The sequence below is a fragment of the Bradyrhizobium sp. AZCC 1693 genome (genome assembly GCF_036924745.1).
Lineage (GTDB): Bacteria > Pseudomonadota > Alphaproteobacteria > Rhizobiales > Xanthobacteraceae > Bradyrhizobium.
On record NZ_JAZHSD010000001.1, the window covers coordinates 4,085,650 to 4,107,397 of the forward strand.

29 protein-coding genes are annotated in these 21,748 nt (G+C 63.6%); 16 read left to right on the top strand and 13 right to left on the bottom strand.

All coding sequences use genetic code 11. From position 1 onward, the window contains the following. Positions 1-12: 12 nt before the first annotated feature. The 3 genes from V1293_RS19505 (at position 13) to V1293_RS19515 (ending at position 2,717) form a co-directional block, all read left to right on the top strand. Positions 13-762, top strand: coding sequence for an ABC transporter ATP-binding protein (locus V1293_RS19505; protein WP_334511469.1), 750 nt, complete (start codon positions 13-15; stop codon positions 760-762). After that, complete coding sequence (locus tag V1293_RS19510) at positions 759-2,324, top strand: permease (RefSeq protein ID WP_334511470.1); 1,566 nt, start codon at positions 759-761, stop codon at positions 2,322-2,324. The genes V1293_RS19505 and V1293_RS19510 overlap by 4 nt, the downstream gene beginning before the upstream one ends. A gap of 114 nt (positions 2,325-2,438) precedes the next feature. After that, positions 2,439-2,717, top strand: coding sequence for a hypothetical protein (locus V1293_RS19515; RefSeq protein ID WP_334511472.1), 279 nt, complete (start codon positions 2,439-2,441; stop codon positions 2,715-2,717). Here V1293_RS19515 and V1293_RS19520 read toward each other — a convergent pair. Continuing rightward, positions 2,686-3,615 carry an alpha/beta fold hydrolase gene (locus V1293_RS19520; protein WP_334511473.1) on the bottom strand — a complete coding sequence of 310 codons (930 nt, stop codon included), beginning with the start codon at positions 3,613-3,615 and terminating at the stop codon, positions 2,686-2,688. The two genes, V1293_RS19515 and V1293_RS19520, sit on opposite strands and share 32 nt — an antisense overlap. 152 nt (positions 3,616-3,767) lie before the next feature. On the opposite strand from V1293_RS19520, the gene V1293_RS19525 reads away from it, so the two are divergent. Beyond that, a complete protein-coding gene (locus tag V1293_RS19525; RefSeq protein ID WP_334511474.1) occupies positions 3,768-4,598 on the top strand; it encodes an MBL fold metallo-hydrolase in 831 nt (276 codons plus the stop codon). 137 nt (positions 4,599-4,735) lie between these two features. Next, the gene (locus V1293_RS19530; RefSeq protein WP_334511475.1) at positions 4,736-5,788 is read left to right on the top strand and encodes an amidohydrolase family protein; all 1,053 of its coding nucleotides are present in this window, start codon (positions 4,736-4,738) and stop codon (positions 5,786-5,788) included. Here the strand turns inward: V1293_RS19530 and V1293_RS19535 are convergent, their stop codons facing one another. The 7 genes from V1293_RS19535 to V1293_RS19565 all read right to left on the bottom strand — a co-directional run bounded on the left by V1293_RS19535 (position 5,789) and on the right by V1293_RS19565 (position 10,407). Continuing rightward, a complete protein-coding gene (locus tag V1293_RS19535; protein ID WP_334511476.1) occupies positions 5,789-7,045 on the bottom strand; it encodes an aminopeptidase in 1,257 nt (418 codons plus the stop codon). A gap of 62 nt (positions 7,046-7,107) precedes the next feature. Further along, positions 7,108-7,326 (bottom strand): hypothetical protein, encoded by a 219-nt coding sequence (locus V1293_RS19540; RefSeq protein ID WP_334511477.1) that lies wholly within the window; start codon positions 7,324-7,326, stop codon positions 7,108-7,110. A gap of 135 nt (positions 7,327-7,461) precedes the next feature. Further along, the gene (locus V1293_RS19545; RefSeq protein WP_334511478.1) at positions 7,462-7,665 is read right to left on the bottom strand and encodes a hypothetical protein; all 204 of its coding nucleotides are present in this window, start codon (positions 7,663-7,665) and stop codon (positions 7,462-7,464) included. Next, positions 7,643-7,864, bottom strand: coding sequence for a hypothetical protein (locus V1293_RS19550; RefSeq protein ID WP_334511479.1), 222 nt, complete (start codon positions 7,862-7,864; stop codon positions 7,643-7,645). Before V1293_RS19550 ends, V1293_RS19545 begins: the two co-directional genes overlap by 23 nt. 304 nt (positions 7,865-8,168) lie before the next feature. Further along, positions 8,169-8,372: a DUF1330 domain-containing protein gene (locus V1293_RS19555; protein ID WP_334511480.1), complete on the bottom strand. Its 204-nt coding sequence runs from the start codon at positions 8,370-8,372 to the stop codon at positions 8,169-8,171. Next, positions 8,315-8,479 carry a hypothetical protein gene (locus tag V1293_RS19560; protein WP_334511481.1) on the bottom strand — a complete coding sequence of 55 codons (165 nt, stop codon included), beginning with the start codon at positions 8,477-8,479 and terminating at the stop codon, positions 8,315-8,317. Before V1293_RS19560 ends, V1293_RS19555 begins: the two co-directional genes overlap by 58 nt. A 59-nt stretch (positions 8,480-8,538) precedes the next feature. After that, on the bottom strand, positions 8,539-10,407 hold the full coding sequence (locus tag V1293_RS19565) for a DEAD/DEAH box helicase (RefSeq protein ID WP_334511482.1): 1,869 nt from the start codon (positions 10,405-10,407) through the stop codon (positions 8,539-8,541). Positions 10,408-10,635: 228 nt separating this feature from the next. Between V1293_RS19565 and V1293_RS19570 the strand changes: the two genes are divergently transcribed. Further along, on the top strand, positions 10,636-11,352 hold the full coding sequence (locus V1293_RS19570) for a DNA-3-methyladenine glycosylase I (RefSeq protein ID WP_334511483.1): 717 nt from the start codon (positions 10,636-10,638) through the stop codon (positions 11,350-11,352). Positions 11,353-11,425: 73 nt separating this feature from the next. On the opposite strand, the gene V1293_RS19575 is transcribed toward V1293_RS19570, so the two are convergent. After that, the gene (locus tag V1293_RS19575; protein WP_334511484.1) at positions 11,426-12,658 is read right to left on the bottom strand and encodes a rhodanese-like domain-containing protein; all 1,233 of its coding nucleotides are present in this window, start codon (positions 12,656-12,658) and stop codon (positions 11,426-11,428) included. Positions 12,659-12,827: 169 nt separating this feature from the next. Here V1293_RS19575 and V1293_RS19580 point away from each other — a divergent pair, with 169 nt between their 5' ends. Continuing rightward, entirely contained in the window at positions 12,828-13,751 is a 924-nt protein-coding gene (locus V1293_RS19580; protein WP_334511485.1) for a LysR family transcriptional regulator, read from the top strand. A 119-nt stretch (positions 13,752-13,870) separates the two neighbouring features. On the opposite strand, the gene V1293_RS19585 is transcribed toward V1293_RS19580, so the two are convergent. Together V1293_RS19585 and V1293_RS19590 are read right to left on the bottom strand one after the other, a co-directional pair. Beyond that, a complete protein-coding gene (locus tag V1293_RS19585) occupies positions 13,871-14,470 on the bottom strand; it encodes a thiamine pyrophosphate-dependent enzyme (protein WP_334511486.1) in 600 nt (199 codons plus the stop codon). Continuing rightward, positions 14,467-15,033 carry a thiamine pyrophosphate-binding protein gene (locus V1293_RS19590; protein WP_334511487.1) on the bottom strand — a complete coding sequence of 189 codons (567 nt, stop codon included), beginning with the start codon at positions 15,031-15,033 and terminating at the stop codon, positions 14,467-14,469. The genes V1293_RS19585 and V1293_RS19590 overlap by 4 nt, the downstream gene beginning before the upstream one ends. Positions 15,034-15,246: 213 nt before the next feature. On the opposite strand from V1293_RS19590, the gene V1293_RS19595 reads away from it, so the two are divergent. Beyond that, a complete protein-coding gene (locus tag V1293_RS19595; protein WP_334511488.1) occupies positions 15,247-16,206 on the top strand; it encodes a VOC family protein in 960 nt (319 codons plus the stop codon). A 178-nt stretch (positions 16,207-16,384) separates the two neighbouring features. Here V1293_RS19595 and V1293_RS19600 read toward each other — a convergent pair whose 3' ends face one another. Continuing rightward, on the bottom strand, positions 16,385-16,519 hold the full coding sequence (locus tag V1293_RS19600; RefSeq protein ID WP_334511489.1) for a hypothetical protein: 135 nt from the start codon (positions 16,517-16,519) through the stop codon (positions 16,385-16,387). A 412-nt stretch (positions 16,520-16,931) separates the two neighbouring features. Between V1293_RS19600 and V1293_RS19605 the strand changes: the two genes are divergently transcribed. Then, positions 16,932-17,159 carry a hypothetical protein gene (locus tag V1293_RS19605; RefSeq protein WP_334511490.1) on the top strand — a complete coding sequence of 76 codons (228 nt, stop codon included), beginning with the start codon at positions 16,932-16,934 and terminating at the stop codon, positions 17,157-17,159. Positions 17,160-17,212: 53 nt separating this feature from the next. On the opposite strand, the gene V1293_RS19610 is transcribed toward V1293_RS19605, so the two are convergent. After that, positions 17,213-18,019, bottom strand: a complete 807-nt coding sequence (locus tag V1293_RS19610) for a transglutaminase-like domain-containing protein (protein WP_334511491.1) — start codon at positions 18,017-18,019, stop codon at positions 17,213-17,215. 193 nt (positions 18,020-18,212) lie between these two features. Between V1293_RS19610 and V1293_RS19615 the strand changes: the two genes are divergently transcribed. The 7 genes from V1293_RS19615 (at position 18,213) to V1293_RS19645 (ending at position 21,730) form a co-directional block, all read left to right on the top strand. Further along, positions 18,213-18,482: a hypothetical protein gene (locus V1293_RS19615; protein WP_334511492.1), complete on the top strand. Its 270-nt coding sequence runs from the start codon at positions 18,213-18,215 to the stop codon at positions 18,480-18,482. After that, positions 18,475-18,774, top strand: a complete 300-nt coding sequence (locus V1293_RS19620; protein WP_334511493.1) for a hypothetical protein — start codon at positions 18,475-18,477, stop codon at positions 18,772-18,774. The genes V1293_RS19615 and V1293_RS19620 overlap by 8 nt, the downstream gene beginning before the upstream one ends. Before the next feature lie 85 nt (positions 18,775-18,859). Beyond that, positions 18,860-19,039, top strand: coding sequence for a hypothetical protein (locus tag V1293_RS19625; protein ID WP_334486279.1), 180 nt, complete (start codon positions 18,860-18,862; stop codon positions 19,037-19,039). 28 nt (positions 19,040-19,067) lie between these two features. Then, on the top strand, positions 19,068-19,346 hold the full coding sequence (locus tag V1293_RS19630; RefSeq protein WP_334511494.1) for a DUF1488 domain-containing protein: 279 nt from the start codon (positions 19,068-19,070) through the stop codon (positions 19,344-19,346). A 181-nt stretch (positions 19,347-19,527) separates the two neighbouring features. Then, positions 19,528-19,764, top strand: a complete 237-nt coding sequence (locus tag V1293_RS19635; RefSeq protein WP_334511495.1) for an antitoxin — start codon at positions 19,528-19,530, stop codon at positions 19,762-19,764. Between the two features lie 8 nt (positions 19,765-19,772). After that, a complete protein-coding gene (locus V1293_RS19640) occupies positions 19,773-20,162 on the top strand; it encodes a type II toxin-antitoxin system VapC family toxin (protein ID WP_442894360.1) in 390 nt (129 codons plus the stop codon). A gap of 80 nt (positions 20,163-20,242) precedes the next feature. Then, positions 20,243-21,730 carry an amidase gene (locus tag V1293_RS19645; RefSeq protein ID WP_334511497.1) on the top strand — a complete coding sequence of 496 codons (1,488 nt, stop codon included), beginning with the start codon at positions 20,243-20,245 and terminating at the stop codon, positions 21,728-21,730. Positions 21,731-21,748 lie beyond the last annotated feature (18 nt).

Genomic DNA, 21,748 nt, shown 5'->3' on the forward strand with positions numbered 1-21,748 from the left:
CGTCCCGTCATCATGCAGCCAGATGTATCGGCGCTCGAAGTACGAGGGTTAACGAAGCGTTTTGACCGCCCGGCGGTCGATGCGCTCGACCTCACCGTTCGCACCGGCGAATTCTACGCCCTGCTCGGCCCCAACGGCGCCGGCAAGACCACGACATTGCGGATGGTCGCCGGCCTGCTGCGGCCCGACGCCGGCTCTGTCTCCATTTCAGGCATCGACGCACTCGCCGATCCCGTCGCCGCCAAGCAGATCATGGCATGGGTTTCCGACGAGCCGATGATCTACGACAAGCTGACGCCGCTGGAATATCTCGAATTCGTTGCCGGCCTCTGGGGCATCGATCCCGCGGTGTCCGCCGCCTCCGCCTACAAGCTACTGGTGTCGCTCGGCCTCGAGCCGCATCTGCACGAACGCTGCGAGGGATTTTCCAAGGGCATGCGGCAGAAGGTTGCCCTGGCAGGCGCGCTGGTCCACGACCCCCGGCTGATCATCCTGGACGAGCCGCTGACCGGGCTCGATGCGCTGTCGGCGCGTCACGTCAAGGGATTGCTGCAGGAGCGTGTTCGTTCCGGCTGCACCGTCATCATGACGACGCATATTCTCGAAGTCGCCGAACGGATGGCCGACCGGATCGGCGTCATCGCCAAAGGCCAGCTGGTGGCCGAGGGCACGCTCGACGAATTGCGCCGGCAGAACGGCTGCACCGACACCAGCCTTGAGGACGTGTTCATCGCACTCGTCGACACTGCGGCCGCCGCATGAGTTCAACCGCAGCGCTCACCTGGTTTGCCCGGCACGAAATCCGGCTGGTCTGGCGTGAATGGCTGGCGATGATGACCGGCAGCCGCGGAAAACGAAAACGCGCCATCATCGCCCTGATCGCGTTCGCCGCCATCATGCACCTGCCGGCCTATGCGGTGATCGGCCGCTTTGCCGATCTGCAAGCCCCGCTCGGCAAGCCCGAGCTGATCGTCATCACGGCGAGCATCTTTCTCGCCTGGGCCCTGATGCTGTCGCAGGCCATCGAATCCGTGACGCGGGTGTTTTATGCCCGCGCCGATCTCGACCTCATCATGTCGTCGCCGGCGAACCTCGACAACGTATTTTCGGTGCGGATCGCGGCGATCGCGCTGTCCGTCACCGGAATGGCGCTGTTGCTCTCGACACCCTTTGTCGACGTGCTCGTGATCGGCGGCGGCATCCGATGGCTGTCTGCGTTCGGCGTCGTCATCGCCATCGGCCTCTCGGCCGCGGCGGTTGCGATCGCGATCACGGTCGCGCTGTTCAGATTGATCGGCCCGAGCCGCACCCGTCTCGTCGCGCAGATCGTGGCCGCCGTCATCGGCGCCGGCTTCGTCATCGCGCTTCAAGTTGCCGCGATCCTTTCCTACGGCACGTTGTCGCGCTTTGCGGTGCTGACCTCCGATGCCGCTTCAGCCTATGCGCCCGCACTCGGCAGTCCGCTGTGGTGGCCGGCACGAGCCGCGATCGGCGATGGCGCGGTGCTGGCGCTGCTGTTGGCCGTCGGATTCGTGCTGCTCGGCTGCGTGATGGCGATCTTCTCGCCGAAATTCGCGGACACCGTCGTCAGCGTCGCCGCGACCGCGCGGCCTGTCCGTCGCGGCCCGCGCGCAACCGCATTCCGCGGCGGTTCGCGGCAACAGGCGCTGCGCTGGAAGGAGTTCCTGCTGTTGCGGCGCGACCCCTGGCTGATGTCGCAGAGCCTGATGCAGTTGCTCTATCTGGTGCCGCCGGCCCTGATGCTGTGGCGAAGTTTTTCGGAAAGCTCGGACGCGGTCGTGCTGATCACACCCGTGATCGTGATGGCGGCGGGGCAGCTCGCCGGCGGTCTCGCCTGGCTGACGATTTCAGGCGAAGATGCCGCCGACCTGGTCGCCACCGCGCCGCTGCCGCCCTCGCGGGTCACCCGCGCCAAGATCGAGGTGGTGCTGATCGTGATCGGCGTCATTTTCACGCCGCTGATCGCCGCGCTGGCTTTTGCTTCCGTGATGCAGACGGCGGTTACCGCGCTCTTCGTCGTCACCGCAACCGTCTCGGCCGCCGCGATCCAGTTCTGGTTCCGCGTGCAGGCCAAACGCAGCCAGTTCCGCCGCCGCCAGACCTCTTCGCGGCTGGCGACATTCGCGGAAGCTTTTTGCTCGATCGGCTGGGCCGCGACCGCGGCGCTCGCGGTCACAATCCCGATCGCCGCCGTGATCAGCGGCGCATTGACCGCGGCCATTCTCGCGGCGACCTGGAAGATCAGCCCGCGGCGGGGTGAATGGCCCCGGTTATCGCAGACAGCCATACCGGGAAGGCCTTGATGGATGCACAAGGTCAGTCTGCGCAGCTATTGCCTTAGTGCGACCTGCAGACGGCTACTGCTTCTCCAGCCCCGCCCGCTCGATGACTTCGCGCCAACCCACGATCGTCTTTCGATGAACGGGATCATCTCGGCCTTTAACATCATCGGGCGGGTGCCGACCTTTTCGAAATGGATGCGCACGTGCTCCGACGAGAGCGCCGCGTGCGCGGCTTCCGCCCGTTTGTCGACCACCGCCCGCTGGCGTGCCCGCGGCGACGTGACGCTTTGCCACGCTGTTCCGGCCTGCGAAATTTTCGTCCTTCTTGGAGGAGGGAAGATGACCGCTTTTGATGCAGCTTGCCACGCGGCAATGTCGACGACTATCCGCGAACCAACTCCATCACAGCTCTAGCAAAGACTTCCGGCGCTTCCTGCGGCAGATTGTGTCCGGCGCGCGGGATCACGCGGTGGATGCGGTGGCCGGTGAACTTCGCCGCGCTGGCGGTGCCATCCGTTGCCGGCGCAACACCGTCGCCTGCGCCGTCCAATGTAATCGTCGGTACGGTGATGGGAGGCAGCGCCGCCAGCCTGTGTTGGATGGCAGCATATTGCGGATCGCCCCCGGCAAGGCCGAAGCGATGGCGATAGCTGTGGATCACGACATCGACGTAATCGGGGTTGTCGTGGGCGATCGCCGTGCGCTCAAAGCAGGCATCGTCGAACGGCCAGTTCGGCGACCATTGCGTCCACAATATCCTGGCGATCTCGCGCCGGTTGGCGGCCAGTCCCGCGTGGCCGCGTTCGAGCTGGAAATAATACTGGTACCACAGCGCCACCTCGCGTTCGGGGCGAAGCGGCGCCATGGCATTGGCAATATCCTGGATCAGATAAGAGTTGACGCATACGAGGCCGATGCAGCGCTCCGGCCACAGCGCCGCGCCGACGCAGGCCGCGCGGCCACCCCAGTCGTAACCCGCAAACACTGCGCGCTTGATGCCAAGCGCATCCATCAGCGCCATCATGTCGGCACCGACCGCGGCCTGCTCGCCCGAGCGCGGCGCGCTCGCGTCGCGAAACCGGGTCGGGCCGTAACCGCGCAAATAGGGAACAACGACGCGGCAGCCCTGGGCGGCCAGCATCGGCGCGACGTCGACATAGGAATGAATGTCGTAGGGAAAGCCGTGCATGAGCATCACGGCCGGGCCATCGGCGGGACCCGCCTCGTAATAGGCGATGTCGAGAACACCGGCATCGACCTGGCGCAACGGCTCCAGCCGTTTCGATGACGGGGCGGCGGTCTTTTCAGTCACGGCAAACTCCCTGGTTGAATTCCACAATATGGCATCGCCTGCCCCTGATGAAGCAAATCCGGCACGCTGCCGTGCGCGAATGCCATCATGACGTTTCCAAAATTCGGCGATACAGTGCGGCCCGCGGCCGTTGCCGCGGGATGGGTCATGCCATGTTGCGATCGCTTAACGTATCCCTTGCCGTCGCCCTTGCCTTCCTCGGTTCGCTGATCGTCCCGGCGGCCGCCCAGCAGCAGCCTTTGCGCAGCGAGTGCCTCGCGATGGCGAACGCTCCGCCGTTTGTCGCGCCGGTCAGCCTTCGCCGCGCCGCTGCCAAGGCCGAAGACGTCGCGATCACCTATGTCGGGCATTCCACCTACTATATCGACACGCCGGGTGGCGTGCGGATCGCGACCGACTTCAACGGCGTCTACCGAACCGGGCGGCTGCCCGACGTCGTCACCATGAACCGCGCGCATTCGACGCATTACACACTCTTTCCCGATCCGAAAATTCCGCATGTCCTGCATGGCTGGGGGGAGAATGGACAGGCGGCGCATGTCTCAACGCGCGTCGGCGACGTCTATATCCGCAACGTGCCCACCGATATCCGCCGCTATTATGGCGAGGGCTCCGGTGGGGCGATGATCAAGGACGGCAACTCGATCTTCATCTTCGAGGTCGCCGGCCTCTGCATCGGCCATCTCGGACATCTGCACCACAAGCTCGACGATACGCATTTCGCGGCGATCGGCCGGCTCGACATTGTGATGGTGCCGATCGACGGCACCTATACGATGTCGCTCGACGGCGTGTCAGAGATTACGCGGCGCCTGCGCGCCTCGGTGGTGTTGCCGATGCATCGCTTCGCCACCCCGCTCGACGAATTCATGCGCCTGATCGGCCAGCAATTCGTCATCGACCAGCGGAGCGAGCGGACGTTGAAGATTTCACGCGAGACATTGCCGGGTACGCCGACGGTGATCATTCTGGATGGGGTTTGAAACCGAAGGCGCGAATGTCTACCGCCGTTATTGCGAGCGCAGCGAAGCAATCCACTCTTCCTTTGCGGCACTATGGATTGCTTCGCTGCGCTCGCAATGACGAAAAACAAAAACTAACGAATTCGGGGAGCGAAACCATGGCCGCCAGCACTGCACCCGCCTCCAAGAGCGGGCTGTACGCCGATCCGCGCGAGGACTGGCTGGCGCAGCACACCGAAGAGATCATCGATCCCGCCCGCCCGATCGTCGACCCGCATCACCATCTCTGGGACCGCGGCGGCTTGCGCTACATGATCGAGGAGATGGCGGCCGACATCGCCTCCGGCCACAATATCGTCGCTACCGTCTATGTCGATTGCCGCTCGATGTACCGTGCCCACGGCCCTGAAGCGTTTCGCCCTGTCGGCGAGGTCGAGTTCGCCAATGGTGTAGCCGCGATGGCCGCGAGCGGCGGCTACGGCAAGGCCGCGATCTGCGCCGGCATCGTCAGCCACGTCAATCTCTTGCTCGGCGACGGCGCAAAGGCGGTTCTGGAGGCGGAGATCGTTGCCGGCAACGGCCGCTTCCGCGGCATCCGGCACTCGTCAGCGTGGGATGCCGACCCCAACGTCGCCGGCATGTATGCGACGCGGCCGAAAGGGTTGCTGCTCGACAGCACCTTTCGCAGGGGCTTTGCCTGCCTTGCGCCACTGGACCTGGGCTTCGACGCCTGGCTGTTTCATCCGCAGATCGGCGAACTCACCGATCTCGCCCGCGCCTTTCCCGATACCAGAATCGTGCTCGACCATTGCGGCGGGCCGATTGGCATCGGCAGCTATGCCGGGCGACGCGAGGAAATCTTCCCGGTGTGGAAGGCCTCGATCCGGGAAATCGCCAAATGTGAAAACGTCGTCGTCAAGCTTGGCGGGCTCGCGATGTGCCTGCTCGGCTACGATTTTCATCTGCGGCCCAAGCCGCCTTCTTCCGAGGAAGCCGCAGCCGCGTGGCGTCCCTACATCGAAACCTGCATCGAGGCGTTTGGGCCGAACCGATGCATGTTCGAAAGCAATTTTCCCCCGGATAAAGGCCAGTGCAGCTATCAGGTGATCTTCAACGCCTTCAAGCGGCTGGCCGCGCAATACGGCGAGGCCGAGAAGACGCCGCTGTTCTCGAAAACGGCGATGGACTTCTACAAGCTGAAGCTGGACTGATTACGCCCACTCGCCCTTGCGAAACACCGGCACGCGGCGTCCGTCGGCATGAACGCCGTCGATATCGGTCTCGCTTGATCCGATCATCCAGTCGATGTGAATCAGGCTCTTGTTGCCGCCTTGCGCCGCAATCTGCTGCGGGGTCAGCTTGTCGCCGCCGACGAAGCATTTCGAGTAGCATTGTCCGAGCGCGATATGGGACGCGGCGTTCTCGTCGAACAGCGTGTTGAAGAACAACAGCCCGCTTTTGGAGATCGGCGAGGAATGCGGCACCAGCGCCACTTCGCCGAGACGCGCCGCACCCTCATCGGTGTCGAGCACCTTCTTCAGCACCTCCTCACCGCGCGAGGCTTTTGCCTCGACGATGCGGCCTTCTTCGAACCGCACCGCGATGTTGTCGATCAGCGTGCCCTGATAGGACAGCGGCTTGGACGAGACGACGTGGCCGCTGACGCGCCGGCAATGCGGCGTGGTGAAGACTTCCTCAGTCGGGATGTTGGCGTTGCAGGTGATGCCGTTCTTGGCGGTCGAGGCGCCGCCTTCCCACTCATGGCCGTCGGCGAGCCCGATGGTCAGGTCGGTGCCCGGGCCGGAATATTTCAGCGCATGGAAGCGTTGGCCGTTCAGCCACTCGGTGCGCTCGCGCAGCACGGCGTTGTGCCTTTCCCACGCCGCGACGGCGCCATCCTGATCGACGCGGGACGCTGCAAAGATCGCGTCCGCCAGTTTTGCTACCGCAACGTCCTCCGGGACATCGGGAAAGACCTGCCTGGCCCAGGACGGGCTCGGATAGGCGATGATGTTCCAGTTGGTGTCGAAATTGACGATCTTCTCCAGCGCCGGCTGATAGGCGATCGAATTGGCCTTGCTAGCGCGCGCTACCTTCACCGGATCCTCGCCCGACAGCAGCATCGGATTGTCGCCGACAATGGCGAGACGGGCAGTGTTGGCGGTGAACGCCTTCGCCATGCCCTCATAGAGCCAGCCGGCGGCGCGATCAAAGCTCTCGTTGTGGCCGTAGCGATAGCGCGCCAGCGTGATCTCCTCGTCCGACAGGAACGGGGTCATGATACCAGCGCCGGCCTTGTAGGCATGTTCGGCAATCCGGCGCACCAGCGGCAGCGCGACCGAGGGCGCGGTCAGCAGCAAATCCTGCCCCGGCTGCAGCCGCAGGCCGACCTTGATCGCGACTTCGGCGAGGCGATCGAGTTTCACGGGATCGATCGAAGTGGAAACGTTGCGTTGATGTGCAGTCATGATTCTTTCGGCCAATGCTCTCAGTTTTTAAGGCTTCGCAGCCATCAGCCGTGATCACACCATCAGGCCAAAGCGAGCGAGGCACCCGAGATCAGCAATAGCACAAGAATCGTTCTTCGAAACCAGACCTCATTGATGTTCCGGAATGCAACAATGCCAAGCACGGAACCCGCAAACAGCGCCGGCAGGCTGATGGCGAGGTCGATCACGAGCCTGGAGGACAGGCTTTGGCGCCCGAGCAGGAGCGCCAGCGCCTGCATGATGGCAATGAACGGCTGCACGCAGCAGGATCGCGCCTGCGACCGCGGAGAACGCAAAACCGGCGAGGCTCGAGACAAAGGCGCCGGCGAACACGGCAACGCTCAACAGGAGATTGGTTGCCAGATCCGGCATGTGTTTCGCCCCTCGCGAATAGGCTAGTCAAACGGCAGTGACGGCACCGGCGGCGTTGCATCCGCCGGGCACATCGCCTCATCGGCGGGCGCAGCAACCGACGCATGCGCCTGCGAACGACCGAGCAAGTCGCCGCCGGCGACATGCAGGACCACGACGAGGATGGCGATGATGGCGAGCACAGTGATGCTGAGCGGCGTTACGTCAGGCGAATTCGTTCCTGGCATTCCGGCGCGCCCGGCGGATGGCGGAGACGAGCGCGTTATTTTCGTGGGCATTTCGGCTGCTCTTTTCGGTTTGTCGGGGTTCCAGCACGTGCCTCGCGGGACGAACCTGGGCGTGGCCGGCAATCAAATGACGGTAACGGCGCAGCACCCATATCGCGTCGCGGCGCCGCGAGCGGTGAAGCGCTTCGAGCAGACGCACAAAGAATCCCTTGCGCTTCGTGCGCGGCCTGGGCTCGCCTTCGGAGGAAGTACGCATCGCTGATGCCCCGCGTGCTGGTGTGTCTCGCGCGGGCAAAATGTCAGCAAGCGCGAGGAAGGGCTGTGAGATGGTTCACAGGTCCTTCTTCGCGCGAAACAAATGGACGTGAGGTAGCTTGACGAACCCTTGACAGGCGCTTGAGGAGAGACGCGCTCAGGACATCCCGGCGTGGATCAACCCAACGCTTCGAGGCCGCGCGGTCCGCCATCTCGGGCGCAAAGTCCGAGATAATTCTTCGGCGAGGTCAAGCATTCGATGGTTGCGCGGTCGATACGCCGCTCACTGTGAGCACGATGGCGTCGGCGCCTGCCTTACGATCGACGGAAATCTCCTGATACTCCGGCGAATTCTGGAATTCCCTGGCCGCAGCCTCATCCGGGAATTCCATGATCACGACCTTGTCGCGGGGCCAGTCGCCTTCCAGCACCACGGGCTGCGCGTCCGCCACCAAGAGCTTGCCCTTAACTTCTTGAATACGCCCATGAAGCGCGACTGATAGCGGTCGTACAGTTCGCGGCGGGTGAACTTCAGTTGCGCGATGATGTAGACGCTCATGATGGCTCCTCATCTGCGTGGCAGGTGAGCGCCGGCGCTTTCAGCGATGGTCGCTCCGGTCAGCCACGAAACTTCTTCTTCTTCTTGCCGAATGCGGGCTTTGCAGACGCTCCATGTTCATGCCGCGGCTTTCCCGCGTGCGCCTGCTCGCCTCGATCCCGCCTTTTGGTACCGTAATGCGCCTTCTTGTCAAACGCCGGCTTGTCAGGGGACTTTGCGTTCTTGCCGTGCGGCTTTGGTGTCCATTCCTTCTCGCGAGCCTCCTCGCGCGGCGAGGCACTTGTAAGCGCCTCGATGCGGATGCTGTCTTCCTTGTCGGGACGGCGGATTCGCGCGGCGAAGCGGTCCGCGACGCGCGCAGAAATCTCGAACTCGGTCACGGTATCCAGAATGCGGATGGCGCCGATGTCCTCCTTCTTGATGCTGCCGCGGCGGCACAGCATCGGCAGCAGCCAGCGCGCTTCGGCATTCTTCCGGCGGCCGATCGCAGCACTGAACCAGACGGTGTCTTCCGCCATGCGGTGGCGCGGCGATGATTTTGCAGGCTTCGATCCCTGTCCGGCTTCGCGATCGGTCCTCTCCCGAGCGCGTTCCGCCCGGGATTTGACGCGATCCTCGCCGGGATCGACGATGTCCTCGGGCGATGGCAATCGCGCGCGATAGAGCCGCGCCAGCGCCGCGGCAATGTCCTCCGCCGACCGCTCGGCGAGCAGAGCCTGCGCCAGCACCAGATCGTCTGATGTCGTCTCCGCCGCGAACAGATCATCGCGCAGCATGCGCTCCTGATCGAGTTTGCGAATTTCATCCGGCTGCGGCGCCAAGCCCCAGACCGCATCGATACCGGCGAGTTTGAGCAGCATGTCCGCGCGCCGCCGCCGCGCCGGCGGCACCAGCAATATGCTGACGCCCTTGCGGCCCGCCCGCCCGGTGCGCCCGGAGCGGTGCTGCATGACTTCCGGATCGTTCGGCAGGTCGGCATGGATGACGAGATCGAGGTTCGGCAGGTCGATGCCGCGCGCGGCAACGTCGGTCGCAACGCAGACGCGGGCGCGGCCATCGCGCAGCGCCTGCAGCGCCAGTGTCCGCTCGTTCTGGGTCAATTCGCCCGACAGCGCCACCACCGAGAAGCCGCGCTCCAGCAGCGTGGCCTGCAGATGCCGGACGGCGTCGCGGGTGTTGCAGAACACCAGCGTACCCGGCGATTCGAAGTAGCGCAGGAGATTGACCACGGCGTGCTCGACATCGCCGGCTGCGATCCTGATCGCGCGATACTCGATGTCGGCGTGTCCGCCCTCGTCGCCGGCGACTTCGACGCGAAAGGCCGATTGCTGATACTCTTTCGCCAGCGCGACGATGCCGCGCGGCAGCGTCGCCGAGAACAACAGCGTGCGGCGATCGTCCGGCGTGGCCTGCAGGATGAATTCCATGTCCTCGCGGAAGCCGAGATCGAGCATCTCGTCGGCCTCGTCGAGCACGATCGCCTTCAGTTCCGAAACATCGAGCCGGCCGCGCCGCAGATGATCGCAGAGCCGCCCGGGTGTGCCAACCACGATGTGGGCGCCCGCGGCCAGCTCACGCTGCTCGCGGCGCGGATCCATGCCGCCGACGCAGGAAACCACGCGCGCGTCCGCATGCTGATAGAGCCAGGCGAGTTCGCGATGCACTTGAAGCGCCAGTTCGCGCGTCGGTGCGACGATCAGCGCCAGCGGAGCGGCGGCGCGCTCAAACCGTTCCGCGCCATCCAGCAGGTTGTTTGCAACCGCCAGGCCATAGGCGACGGTCTTGCCCGAACCGGTCTGCGCCGAAACCAGCAAGTCGCGGCCGGCGGCATCGTCGGCCAGCACCGCCGTCTGGACCTGTGTCAGCCGATCGAAGTTGCGTTCCGCCAAAGCTCGGGCGAGCGGCGGGCTTGCGGTCAAGAATGTCACGAGATGTCAGACCCTGGTTGGCTTGATCAGCCGGAAAATGTTGAATATCGCCCCGAACCGAAATGGCTCGAAACTGCGCAATTAACGACGCGCAGGGACACGGCCTGACGGATTTCAATGAGGTGGGGATGCTTTAGGCGAAAACCAGCGGGCGCGCCATCGTTTCTTTGCAGGTCAGCCGATCACTTCTAAACTATGGTTTCAGGGCATTTCAGGGAGCCGTAGGCTGTGACCGCGTTCAAGACCATTCGCGCCCGGGCCGAGAAGCGCAAGGGCGGCTCCAAGGCGCTCGCCAGGCTACTGCCGGCCAAACCCGACCCGAAGACGCTCGCCAGGCTCGGCGACGACCGGATTCTCGCGGAAATGACCAGGCGGGTGTTTTGCGCGGGCTTTGCCTGGAGCGTGATCGAGAACAAATGGGCAGGCTTCGAAAAGGCGTTTCTCGGCTTCAAGGCGGGGCCGCTGTCGCTGAAGCCGGACGAGTTCTGGGACGATCTGATGAAGGACACCCGCATCGTCCGCAATGGCGCCAAGATCATGTCGGTGCGCGCCAATGCAAGCTTCGTCCGGGACATCGCCAGGGAGCACGGCAGTTTTGGCAAGTTCCTCGCGAACTGGCCCTCGTCCGACGAGGCCGGACTGCTCGAACTGCTGGCCAAGCGCGGCAGCCGGCTCGGCGGCAATACCGGGCAGATGATGCTGCGCTTCCTCGGCTGGGACGGTTTTGTCACGTCGAAGGACGTCGTGCTGTGCCTGCGCGACGCCGGGCTCGACATCGCCGAGACCGTCACCTCCAAGCGCGACCTCGCCAAGGTGCAGGCGCAGTTCAACGCATGGGCCGAGGAAACGGGGCTTTCCTATGTGCAGCTCTCGCGAATTTGCGCGCTGTCGATCGGCGAGAATTATGCGGCGGAGAAGCTCGAGAGCATGATGGGCGACGATTGATGGGTATCGCCTTCGCTCTTTGAGCGACGGCGCGACAAGACGCTCCACCCATCCTACGGATCGTCCCGGCCAATCAGATCACGAAGAATCCGTGCGTGGCGTCGCGGCGGAGTTGTTCGACGAGGCCGTATTCCCAGTCGAGATAAGCCTGCATCGCGCTTTCCTTGATATCGGTGCCCTCGTAGGGACGGCGATAGCGGTGTGACGGATCTGGCTTTGGAATGACGCGCGGCGGCCCGACTTCCAGCTTGCCGTCATAGCCGCCTTCGAGCACATAGGTTTCCCATCCCATCTGCGCGAGCCAGGACGCGGTCATGTCGGCGCGGACACGCAAATCGTCGGTCAGCACGATGCGCGCGCCGCGTGCGGGTGCGGCCATGTCGATCTCCTGCACCAGTTGCCCGCCGGGGTAATGGCGAAAGCCCGCGAGATGGCCAGCCGTGTATTCCTCTTCCGAGCGCACGTCGAAGCGATACAGCGTACGATCGGCCTGCGCCTGCAGCGCCGCCATCTCCGCAAGGCCGATGTGCCGGACGCCGGCGCGATAGGCGACGTCACGCGCATTGGCTTCGCCGCCTTCGATGGCGCCGATCTCGCCGCGCCTGTCGGAGCCATGTTCGAGCTTCTGCTTGGCCAACGTCCAGCCGATCGTGCCGTTGCGCAGCGCCCGCACCTTGTTGGTGACGCCGGCGTTGATCAGCGATTGGGTGCCGATGATCGACCGGGTGCGGCCGGCACAATTGACGATAATCGTGGTTTTGGAATTCGGCGCAGCGCGGCCGGCACGCAGCACCAGTTCCGCGCCGGGCACGCTGATCGAGCCCGGGATATTCATGGTCGCGTATTCGTCGAACCGGCGGACGTCGAGGATTTGAATGTTGGCACCCTTTGCGATCAGGGCACTGACTTCCTCGGCGGCCAGCGAAGGCGTGTGGCGGCGCGCCTCCACCAGTTCGCCAAAGGCCTTGGCATAGGAATTGACGTCCTGGAACAGCTCAAAGCCCGCCTGTTTCCAACCCTGCAGCCCGCCATCGAGCTGGCGGATATTGCTGTAGCCCAGGGCTTTCAGGCGATCCGCCGCCACGTCGACGAGGCCTTCGCCGTCATCATAGATGACGATCGGCACGTCCTTGCGCGGCAGCCTCACTTCGGCCTCCAGCGTGATCCGGTCGGCCGCCATGTTGGCCGCAAACAGGGGATGGCCGGTAGCGAAGACGGCCTCGTGCCTGATATCGAGCAGCGCGATTTCATCGCGCAGCAGCAGTGCGGTGCGTATTTCGGACGGGGTGACGGACGGGAAGGTCATGAATCGGGAATTCCAAGTGTGGATCTGACTTCCATGACTAACAGCATCGCGCGCGGCCCGTCACGCCCGGCAACGCCATTAACACTCATGTCATGGGAGCATTGATCTAATTGCACAGACCTGCCCGAAACCACGTATGATGCCTGGAGAATGAGCGTTTAGGCATCCGATGGACCTCAAGCAATTGCGCACCTTCCGCGCCGTGGCCGAGCTGGGCAGCCTCAGCAAGGCGGCGGACCGGCTGCGCGCCGCCCAACCCGCGCTGAGCCGCCACATCAAGCTGCTCGAGCACGAGCTTCGCGTCGAGCTGTTCGTCCGCAACGGCCGCGGCATGCTGTTGACCAGCGCCGGCCGGATGCTGCTCGACCGGACCACGGGCCTGATCCGCCAGATCGAACAGGTCAGCGACGACCTCAAATCGGCCAACGGCAATCCGTCGGGCCGCGTCATCCTTGGGCTGGTGCCGACGGTGAGCGCGGTGCTGTCCGGACGGTTCGCCCGCCGCGTCATCAACGAATTTCCCGACGTCTCGCTGCGCATCGTGGAGAGTTATGGCGGCCATCTGGTCGAATGGCTGCACCGCGGCGAAATGGATCTCGCGATCATCTATGGACCGGCGGTCGATCTCCACCTTCAGGTCCAGTCGATCGGCCGCGAGGATATCGTCGCCGTCGGGCCGCCGGGTTCGGGCCTCGGCAAGCGGAAGCAGGTCGACCTGAAATGGCTGGTAAAGCAGAAGCTGATTCTGCCGAGCATCTCGCACGGCTTGCGGGCGCTGCTGGAAAAGGCGCTGGCGCGCGAGAAATTGAAGCTCGACACCATGATCGAGGTCGATTCCTATCGCGCGCAGATCAGCCTGATGGAGGAAGGGCTCGGCTACACGCTGCTGCCGCCGTCTGCGATCCGCACCGAGGTGGCGGCGAAGCGCCTGGAGATGGCCGCCGTCAGCCCGTCGGTGTCGCGCGAACTCATTCTGGCGTCGCCGATCGCCCATCCGCCGTCGATCGCAACGACGACGATTGCGACGCTGATCGTGTCGGAGATTCAACAGCTGTCGAAGGAAGGGCTGTGGAAGATCAACATGACGGCGTAGTGAGGCTGCATTCACCGTCATGGCCGGGCTTGACCCGGCCATCCACGTCTTTCTTGCACCGAGACAGCCAAAGACGTGGATGCCCGGGACAAGCCCGGGCATGACGGAGAGAGAACCCCTCAATTAAACAGCGCCTCGTCGCCCAGCACCGATTGCCGGAAGCGCGTCGTCAGGATGACGCCGTCCGCCGGCGGCATCACGAAGGCCAGCGCCTCGGGATTGATCTTGATCTGCGCGAAGGCCGTTCCCCTTCCCTCATGCGTGAGGTCGCGGAGCTCAGCGACTTCGGCCATCGTGCGAACGATGCGCGAGGTGCGGATACCGCAGGCGGTAGCGATGGCGGCGAGGTCGACGCCGGAAGCCGTGGGCGTTTTCTGCATGCCGGTCTCGCCAAAACGCTCGTTGTCGAGGACGGCGATCGTCAGATTCTTCGGCGCTTCCACCGCGATTGACGCGAGCGAGCCGATATTCATCAGCATCTCGCCGTCGCCGGTGATGACGAGTACTTTGCGCTTCGGCTGCGCCAGCGCCAGCCCGAGCCCGATCATGGAGGCGCCGCCCATCGCGCCCCAAAGCGGGAAATTGTTGGGATGATCGCCGGCGGCGGAGACGTCCCAGTTCGGCGCGCCGAGACCTGCGATGACGAGGAGATCGGCGCGATCGCGCAGCAATTTGTTGACGACGTCGCGGCGATGCAGAAGCGCGTTGGGATTGGTCATTTGCGGGCAAGCTCCTTGAAATTCTTGGCGCCGAGCACGCGCTGCCCGATCAGCACCGCCACCGGCTTCCAGGTGTTGAAGGCAAGGTGCGCCGCGCCCTGCACGGCTGATGCGACGAGATCAGGCTCGTCCACCTTGTTCACGATCACGCCCATGGCCTCCAGCGAGGGCCGCGTCCCCTGCCCCATCGGGATCTGCCACGGATTGAACTCGCCCCAATCGCCGCGCATGGTGACGATCATCAATAGCGGCATGTGGCAGATCACGGGCAGCGACAGCATGTTGATGCAGTTGCCGACGCCACTCGACTGCAACAACAGAACCCCGCGCTCGCCGCCGAGCCATGCGCCGGCCAGCATCGCCACGCCTTCCTCTTCCGTCGTCAGCGTCACGACGCGGGTTTCCGGATCGGCCTCGAAGGAACGGATCAGGCGGCTGTGGCCGGCGTCCGGCACCATCGCGACCTGGCGGATGCCGGCGTCCTTGAGCACGCGGTAGATCTCGTCCGGCCACGTCGGCAGCGCCGCAGGGGCCTCGCCACGTGATTTTGCTGCTTCCGCCATCGGGCTCGGTTTCCTCTGCGATTCAGGGGTTGATTTGCCTGCAGAATAGATCGCGGCAGAGGAACAAGGAATTTGAATGTGGACATGGCTTCTATCGCAAAATTGAAAGGCTGGGGTGGACGACGTTGCCTGAGAATGACGGGAGCGGCACTACTGCGGCTTGGAATCCGGCGCAGGATTTGCTTCGCTGTACCGATCTCTGGAGGAGCCTTCATGACCATCGACCTGACCCGCCGCACCCTGCTTCATCTCGCCGGCGCTTCCTCGCTGTCGGCTGCGGCCGTTGCCGCGGCGCAGGCGGAGGGGACCGGCGGTGGGCCGACCTTTGCCAACCGGACGCCGATGCGGATCGGCATGGTGACGTTGCGCGTGCGCGACCTCGACCTCGTCGCCAATTATTATCGCGACGCGATCGGCCTGACGGTGATGCAGCGCTCGGCCACAAGCGCGCGTCTCGGCTCGGGCGGCGTGGTGCTGCTCGACCTCGAACGCCGCGAAGGCGCCGCACGCGAGGCGCGGAACGCGGCGGGCCTCTATCACACCGCCTTCCTGATGCCGACGCGCAAGGACCTCGCGCGCTGGCTGGTGCACGCCGCGAAGAATAAGGTCCCGCTGTCCGGCTTTGCCGACCACCTCGTCAGCGAGTCCGTTTATCTCGACGACCCCGAAGGCAACGGCATCGAGGTCTATGCGGATCGCGCGCCCGAGCTCTGGAAATGGGAGGCCGGCTCGGTCGCGATGGCAACCGATCAACTCGACATTGACGGCCTGCTGGCGCTGACGGATACGCGCACGACCAACTATGCCAGGGCCCCCGATGATCTGCGCATCGGCCACATCCATCTGCGCGTCGGCGATCTCGAACAGGCTGACCGCTTCTATGCCGGCACCATCGGCTTCGCTCCAACCCGTAAGCGAAGCGGCGCCGCGTTCCTGTCCTCGGGGCGCTATCACCATCACCTCGGCCTCAACGTCTGGCAGAGCGCCGGCGCCGGCCCGCGCGACGACACAGCCACCGGGCTTGCGTGGTTTTCGCTGGAGGTCGCTGCGCAGGAAATCCTCCAGGCCCAAACGCTGCGTCTGCGGCAGGCGGGCGCGCCGGCTGCGGCGATCGCTAATGGCATCGAGACCGCCGATCCCTGGGGCACGAAGCTGCGGCTGATCAAAGTCTGATGCCGGCAGGCATAGTCGTTTCGCCCGCGCCGCACGCCAAGGTCTGAATCCACGCCGAGAGGATGGGTTCCATGGCCGATGAGCTGGGACGGCAGCCGGCCAGCACGCTGCCCCATCGGCTGAGTATGCTGCCGAAGGGTTCGGAAATGGGTCCGCCCCGATCAAGGGGCATCCGTCATTACTTCTTTTTGCCAGTACCCAAGGTCGGCTGCCAGCCCGCGCCCTTCTGGCTTGGCGCCGCGGCAATCACCTTGATCTTCTCTTTCTTGGGTTTCTTGGCTTCCCGATTGCTTCTTTGCTCGCCCTTTGCCATGTCGATCTCCCTGGGTTTTGATGGTTACGTCGGAATTGCATGCCCTCAGTCACCGATAGACGCCGCAGGAAACGCGGTGATGATCAAACTAGGCTTGCGTCCCGGGGATAGCGAGCGCAAAAACGGCGCAGGATGATCGCGAACCTGTCCTGGACGGCGATGCCTCACACCAGGCCGGCTTGGGATTTCCCTCGACATCGCGACACAAAGAGCGTCTGCTGCACTCATTACCGCTCATCCTTGGCTCCCATGGGCCGCAAGGTGATGGACGTCTGGATTTGACGATGTCCAGTGAGCCGGTCTCCGGCAAGATCGGAAGCAGCATCTTCCATCTTCCTCATCTCACGCGGTCAATTCAGACCGGCTTCTAAACCAGATCAAAGATAATCGCGGTGACGCGGAAGGAATAACGATGAAAAAGCCTCTTCTCTCAATTGACGAACCGGAACCGAAGAAAGCAACACGAGCCGACAGGCCACCTACCGAAGGGTTCGCGACGATTGTCGACGGCCATTTCAAGTCGGAGTTTGACACCGCCGACGCCGCTGAAGCCGCCGGCCGAAAGCTGAAGTCGGCTTATCCATATCTTCAGATCGAGATCTATGACTCCGCCATGAAGGTCCGTACCTTGCTGAGCTAGCCAGCCTGACTATTGCCGTCATCATCAATGCAGGGACGAAGGGTCATCCCTGATCAAGCGAGTTCATCGGTCCAGACCTTGAAGCTGACCAGCGTGTTCGGTCCGAACGTCTGGGTAATCGGAACATCGGAGGCATCGCGCCCCTGCGCGATCAGGATGCGGCCGATCCTTGGCACGTTGTTGCGCGGATCGAAGGTGCGCCAGTGCCCGCCGATATAGGCTTCGAACCAGCCGGCGAAATCGCCGGCGGCCCAGGGTTTTGGCGTGCCGATGTCGCTTAGATATCCCGTGCAATAGCGCGCGGGAATGTTCATGCAGCGGCAGAACGCGACCGCGAGATGGGCATAGTCGCGGCACACGCCCTTGCCTTCCTCATAGGCCTCCCACGCCGTCTTGCTGGCGCGCGCGTGCTCGTATCCGAACGCGATGTGATGATGCACGAAATCGCAGATCGCCTGGACCCGCGCCCAGCCCGGCGGCGTTTTCTCGAACAATTGCCAGGCGATTTCCGAAAGCCGGTCGGTCTCGCAATAGCGGCTGCCGAGCAGATAGACCAGGGTATCCGCGGGCAGATCCTCGACCGCATGCTGAGCCGCCGAAGCAAACACCGGATCGGGCAGGCCGCTGTCGCGGACGACACCATCGCCTGCAAGACGCACGCGACCGGCGGGCGCCACCATGCGACTGCACCAATTGCCGAACATATCGCGATAGGGCGTGATTTCGACGACCGGGTCGGTGGTGAGGAAGTCCGGCACGATGACATCGGACGCACGGGTGAAGTGTGTGCCCAGCACCATGATCATCGGCGTCGGCTGCGGAAAATCGTAGAGCATTTCGAATCCGATGCGAATCTTCATTCGAAATGCCTTTCAGGCTGCTGACTGCTCGAAATGGCTACGAAACCACCCAATACAAGGCGTTGGCCGGGTTATTCGGTCGAATGCAGCCGGCGGCAGAGAAAACGATGGCTAATTGCCGCGAAAGCGCGCACGCTGCGACGATGTCCGAACAACATCATGTCTTCGCGCGCAGATTCGCCGGGCTGTGGACATGACCACGCGCACGCGACGGGAAACGGTTCATTTCAGGCATCCGTTCCGCGTCAGGGGTGTCGACCGCCAGCTCGCGCCGGGAGCTTACGAAATCATCACCGACGAGGAGTTGATCGAGGGCCTTTCGTTTCCATGCTTTCGGCGGGTCGCCACCATGATCATGGTGCCCGGCGCGCCGCCGCAACGTTCCGCGATGGAAATGATCTCGATCAGTCCGATCGATCTGTCCGACGCGCAACGCATCGATGCGAGCGCGCCGCGTGACTGAGACCCCGATCGAGCTCGACAAACATCGCGGCATGGCGGCGCAGAAGGCCACCGATATCCGTCGTGTGATCGCCGAAGTCGAGGCCAACGCAAAGCTGTTGCGTGACAAGCAGGGCGTTGTCGAAATCGAGATCCTCGCCGTGCCGGCCACCTCGTGGCCGGAGGCGGTGGCCAAGGTGCGTTACGTGCTCAACCTGTATGCGGCCAGTCTCGCGCCAACCGACACGCATCACCGCGACCTCGTGGCCGCGGTGCTTGCGGACCTCACCCGGCTTTCCGGGGAGGAGACCTGAACGGGACGATGTTCGGCCTAAAAGAACTGTACGCTTCATCCAGCCGTCCCGACCAGGATCGAACGGCGCAAACCGAAAGCACCTGATGCAAAATCTCTCGCCACGTCACGTCATGACGGAAGAATCGCTTCGCCTCGGGGTGGAGTCCGGCTGGTACTCAACCAAGGTCAGCGGAACCTTCGTCTCGGGCCCGCATTCTTCCGAAGCGGACTGCCTGCGCAGGATCGCAGAAATCAATCCGCCGGTAACGAAAAAGAAGAGTTAAGTCCGTTCCGTTTCGGAAGGAAAGCCTGATGACGTTCGCGCGCGGCAACATCCAAGGCTATGACGACGACCGGATGGTCCTGCTGTTTTCCATGATGGACGGCGCCAGGGAAGTGCCCTGCGCCGTCAGCGCTTCGGCGATGGATGAGCTGGAACACGTGCCGCGGACGCCGGCAAACCAGCGCGAGGAACAGTTCGCGCGGTTGCGGGACCGGATCGAGGCGTGCGCGTCCCGCAAATTCCAGGCCGGGGAGTTCGAGGGCACGCCCCCCGGCATCATCGTGCGCAGCATCGATTTTCGTTCCTGAAGCGCTGCCGCGCGGGCGGCCGTCATGTCACGACAAACCCGATCTGTAGACCGGTGAAAAACAGTTCCGCCCCTTTCCCCGATCATGTTCTCGCCGATGAGCTCGGACGAACGGGCCGTTACCGCTTGCATCCCGTCCCGGATTGGCATATGTCTTTGGCATATGCCAATGGAGCCAGTTCATGTCCGAGCAGCGGCACGTCAGACTATTTCGCAACGGCCGTAATCAGGCGGTCCGTATCCCCGTAGAGTTCGAACTGCCCGGCAACGAGGCCATCATGCATCGCGACGGCGAGCGTTTGGTGATTGAGCCGGTGCGCAAGCGTGGGTTGGTCGCCTTGCTCAAGGCGATGAAGCCGATCGAAGAAAGCTTTCCCGAAATCGATGATCCCGTGCCGGCGCCGGAGCGCGTACTTTGACCCGCTACATGCTGGACACGAACATCATCTCCGATCTGGTCAGAAATCCGCAGGGCAAGACCGCGAAGCGAATAGCCAAGGCGGGAGAGGACAACATATGCACCAGTATCATCGTAGCGGCTGAGCTGCGCTATGGATGCGCGAAGAGCGGATCTGACCGGCTGCGCAAAGCGGTCGAAGAATTGCTTGCCGAGATCGATGTGCTCCCATTTGACGTTCAGGCCGATACCGAATACGGCGGAGTTCGCGCAGAACTGGAAGCGGCCGGAAAGCCCATCGGCGCGAACGATCTGCTGATCGCCGCCCACGCCTGCACGATCGGCGCCACGATCGTGACCGCCAATACGGATGAGTTCAAACGCATTCGCGGTTTGAAGGTTGAGAATTGGCTTGCGTGAGAACTGGCAGAATTGCCGCAAATAGCACGGCCGGCTTTCCCAGCACGTCAAGGCCCGAAGCCGTAAGAGGATGGATTTAAATGAACTTGCCGATGAGTTGGAACGAATGGGCCGCGCACGACGGCGTTGCGCTCGCCGCGCGCGTCGCGAAGGGTGAACTGACGGCCGCGGAACTGGCCGCGCAGGCGGTCGCCGGCATCGCCAGGGTCGATCCCGCGCTGTCGGGCGTCGTCGAAATATTTGAGGACGCCGTCGCCGATCCGGCCACTGACGGCACCGCGCTCGACGGGCCGTTTGCCGGACTTCCGTTCCTGATGAAGGACCTCGGCCCGACGATGCGGGGCCGCCTGCAGGAAATGGGCTCGCTCATCATGCGCGGCAATCGCGCGACCGCCGACACCTTTCTGACGTCGAAGATGCGCGCGGCCGGGCTCAATCTGATCGGCCGCACCACGACACCGGAGTTCGGCGTCTGCAGTTCAGCCGAAAATCCCGCCGTCTATGTCACGCGCAATCCCTGGAATACCGACTACACCACCTGCGGCTCATCCGCCGGCAGCGCCGCTATGGTTGCCGCCGGCGCAGTGCCGATCGCGCATGCAACCGATGGCGGCGGCTCGATCCGGATTCCGGCCGGCGTCAACGGCAACATCGGGCTGAAGGTGTCGCGCGGCGTGTTCTCGCTGTCGCCGCATCTCTCCGACCTCAGCGGGTTGGTGTCGATTCAGGGCTGCCAGTCGCGCACGGTGCGCGACACCGCGGCCTTCGTCGATGCCTGCCGCGGGCCGGCGCCGGGCGAATTCATGCCGTTCTGGAGTTCGCCGGAGCCCTACACCAGAATGATCGCGCGCGATCCGGGGCGGCTGAAAATCGCGCTCTCGCACCAATGGGGCGATTACCGCGCGACGCCGCATATCGCAGCCGAGCTGGAAAAGGTCGGGCGTTTCCTGGAAGGGCTCGGTCATCACGTCGATTACGCCTTGCCCGACATGAATTATCGCGAAGCCTTCGCGGCGCAGACCACCTGCTACATCAGCAATTTTGCGGTCGTGATCGGCAACATGCTCGCCGCACGCGGGCTGACGCAGCCGCCGGCCGATCTCATCGAACCGGTCAACGTGCGGATCTGGGAGGCGGGCCGGCACATGAGCTTTGCCGACCGGGCGCGCATGCAGGCGGTGTTCAACTCGACCTCGCGCGGCTTCGGCGCCTTCTTCGAGGAGTGGGATATCATCCTGACGCCGATCACGGCATTGCCGACGCCGAAGGTCGGCACGACGGAATATCTCACGATCAGCGACAATCCTTCCGTGCTGGACTGGTTCGGCAATCTCTGGCGAAATTTTGCCTTTACGCCGCTCGCCAATCTCTGCGGCATCCCCGCGATCTCGCTGCCGCTCGCCACCCACGAGCACGGGCTGCCGCTCGGCATCCAGGCGATCGGAAAGCAGGCCAGTGACGGGCTGCTGTTGCAACTGGCGGCACAGATCGAGCGGTCGATCGGCGGCAAGTGGAATGCCGGGCGGAAGCCCGGCGTGCATGTGACGGCGAACTTGAACGGCGGCTGATCTCAGCTGTCATCGCGA

Excerpts from the sequence above, each read along its gene's own strand:
- V1293_RS19505 (WP_334511469.1), top strand. The coding sequence starts at position 13 with ATGCAGCCAGATGTATCGGCGCTCGAAGTACGAGGGTTAACGAAGCGT.
- V1293_RS19510 (WP_334511470.1), top strand. The coding sequence starts at position 759 with ATGAGTTCAACCGCAGCGCTCACCTGGTTTGCCCGGCACGAAATCCGG.
- V1293_RS19515 (WP_334511472.1), top strand. The coding sequence starts at position 2,439 with ATGAACGGGATCATCTCGGCCTTTAACATCATCGGGCGGGTGCCGACC.
- V1293_RS19525 (WP_334511474.1), top strand. The coding sequence starts at position 3,768 with ATGTTGCGATCGCTTAACGTATCCCTTGCCGTCGCCCTTGCCTTCCTC.
- V1293_RS19530 (WP_334511475.1), top strand. The coding sequence starts at position 4,736 with ATGGCCGCCAGCACTGCACCCGCCTCCAAGAGCGGGCTGTACGCCGAT.
- V1293_RS19535 (WP_334511476.1), bottom strand. The coding sequence starts at position 7,045 with ATGACTGCACATCAACGCAACGTTTCCACTTCGATCGATCCCGTGAAA.
- V1293_RS19545 (WP_334511478.1), bottom strand. The coding sequence starts at position 7,665 with ATGCCAGGAACGAATTCGCCTGACGTAACGCCGCTCAGCATCACTGTG.
- V1293_RS19560 (WP_334511481.1), bottom strand. The coding sequence starts at position 8,479 with ATGAGCGTCTACATCATCGCGCAACTGAAGTTCACCCGCCGCGAACTG.
- V1293_RS19575 (WP_334511484.1), bottom strand. The coding sequence starts at position 12,658 with ATGACCTTCCCGTCCGTCACCCCGTCCGAAATACGCACCGCACTGCTG.
- V1293_RS19580 (WP_334511485.1), top strand. The coding sequence starts at position 12,828 with ATGGACCTCAAGCAATTGCGCACCTTCCGCGCCGTGGCCGAGCTGGGC.
- V1293_RS19585 (WP_334511486.1), bottom strand. The coding sequence starts at position 14,470 with ATGACCAATCCCAACGCGCTTCTGCATCGCCGCGACGTCGTCAACAAA.
- V1293_RS19590 (WP_334511487.1), bottom strand. The coding sequence starts at position 15,033 with ATGGCGGAAGCAGCAAAATCACGTGGCGAGGCCCCTGCGGCGCTGCCG.
- V1293_RS19595 (WP_334511488.1), top strand. The coding sequence starts at position 15,247 with ATGACCATCGACCTGACCCGCCGCACCCTGCTTCATCTCGCCGGCGCT.
- V1293_RS19600 (WP_334511489.1), bottom strand. The coding sequence starts at position 16,519 with ATGGCAAAGGGCGAGCAAAGAAGCAATCGGGAAGCCAAGAAACCCAAG.
- V1293_RS19605 (WP_334511490.1), top strand. The coding sequence starts at position 16,932 with ATGAAAAAGCCTCTTCTCTCAATTGACGAACCGGAACCGAAGAAAGCA.
- V1293_RS19610 (WP_334511491.1), bottom strand. The coding sequence starts at position 18,019 with ATGAAGATTCGCATCGGATTCGAAATGCTCTACGATTTTCCGCAGCCG.
- V1293_RS19615 (WP_334511492.1), top strand. The coding sequence starts at position 18,213 with ATGACCACGCGCACGCGACGGGAAACGGTTCATTTCAGGCATCCGTTC.
- V1293_RS19625 (WP_334486279.1), top strand. The coding sequence starts at position 18,860 with ATGCAAAATCTCTCGCCACGTCACGTCATGACGGAAGAATCGCTTCGC.
- V1293_RS19630 (WP_334511494.1), top strand. The coding sequence starts at position 19,068 with ATGACGTTCGCGCGCGGCAACATCCAAGGCTATGACGACGACCGGATG.
- V1293_RS19635 (WP_334511495.1), top strand. The coding sequence starts at position 19,528 with ATGTCCGAGCAGCGGCACGTCAGACTATTTCGCAACGGCCGTAATCAG.
- V1293_RS19640 (WP_442894360.1), top strand. The coding sequence starts at position 19,773 with ATGCTGGACACGAACATCATCTCCGATCTGGTCAGAAATCCGCAGGGC.
- V1293_RS19645 (WP_334511497.1), top strand. The coding sequence starts at position 20,243 with ATGAACTTGCCGATGAGTTGGAACGAATGGGCCGCGCACGACGGCGTT.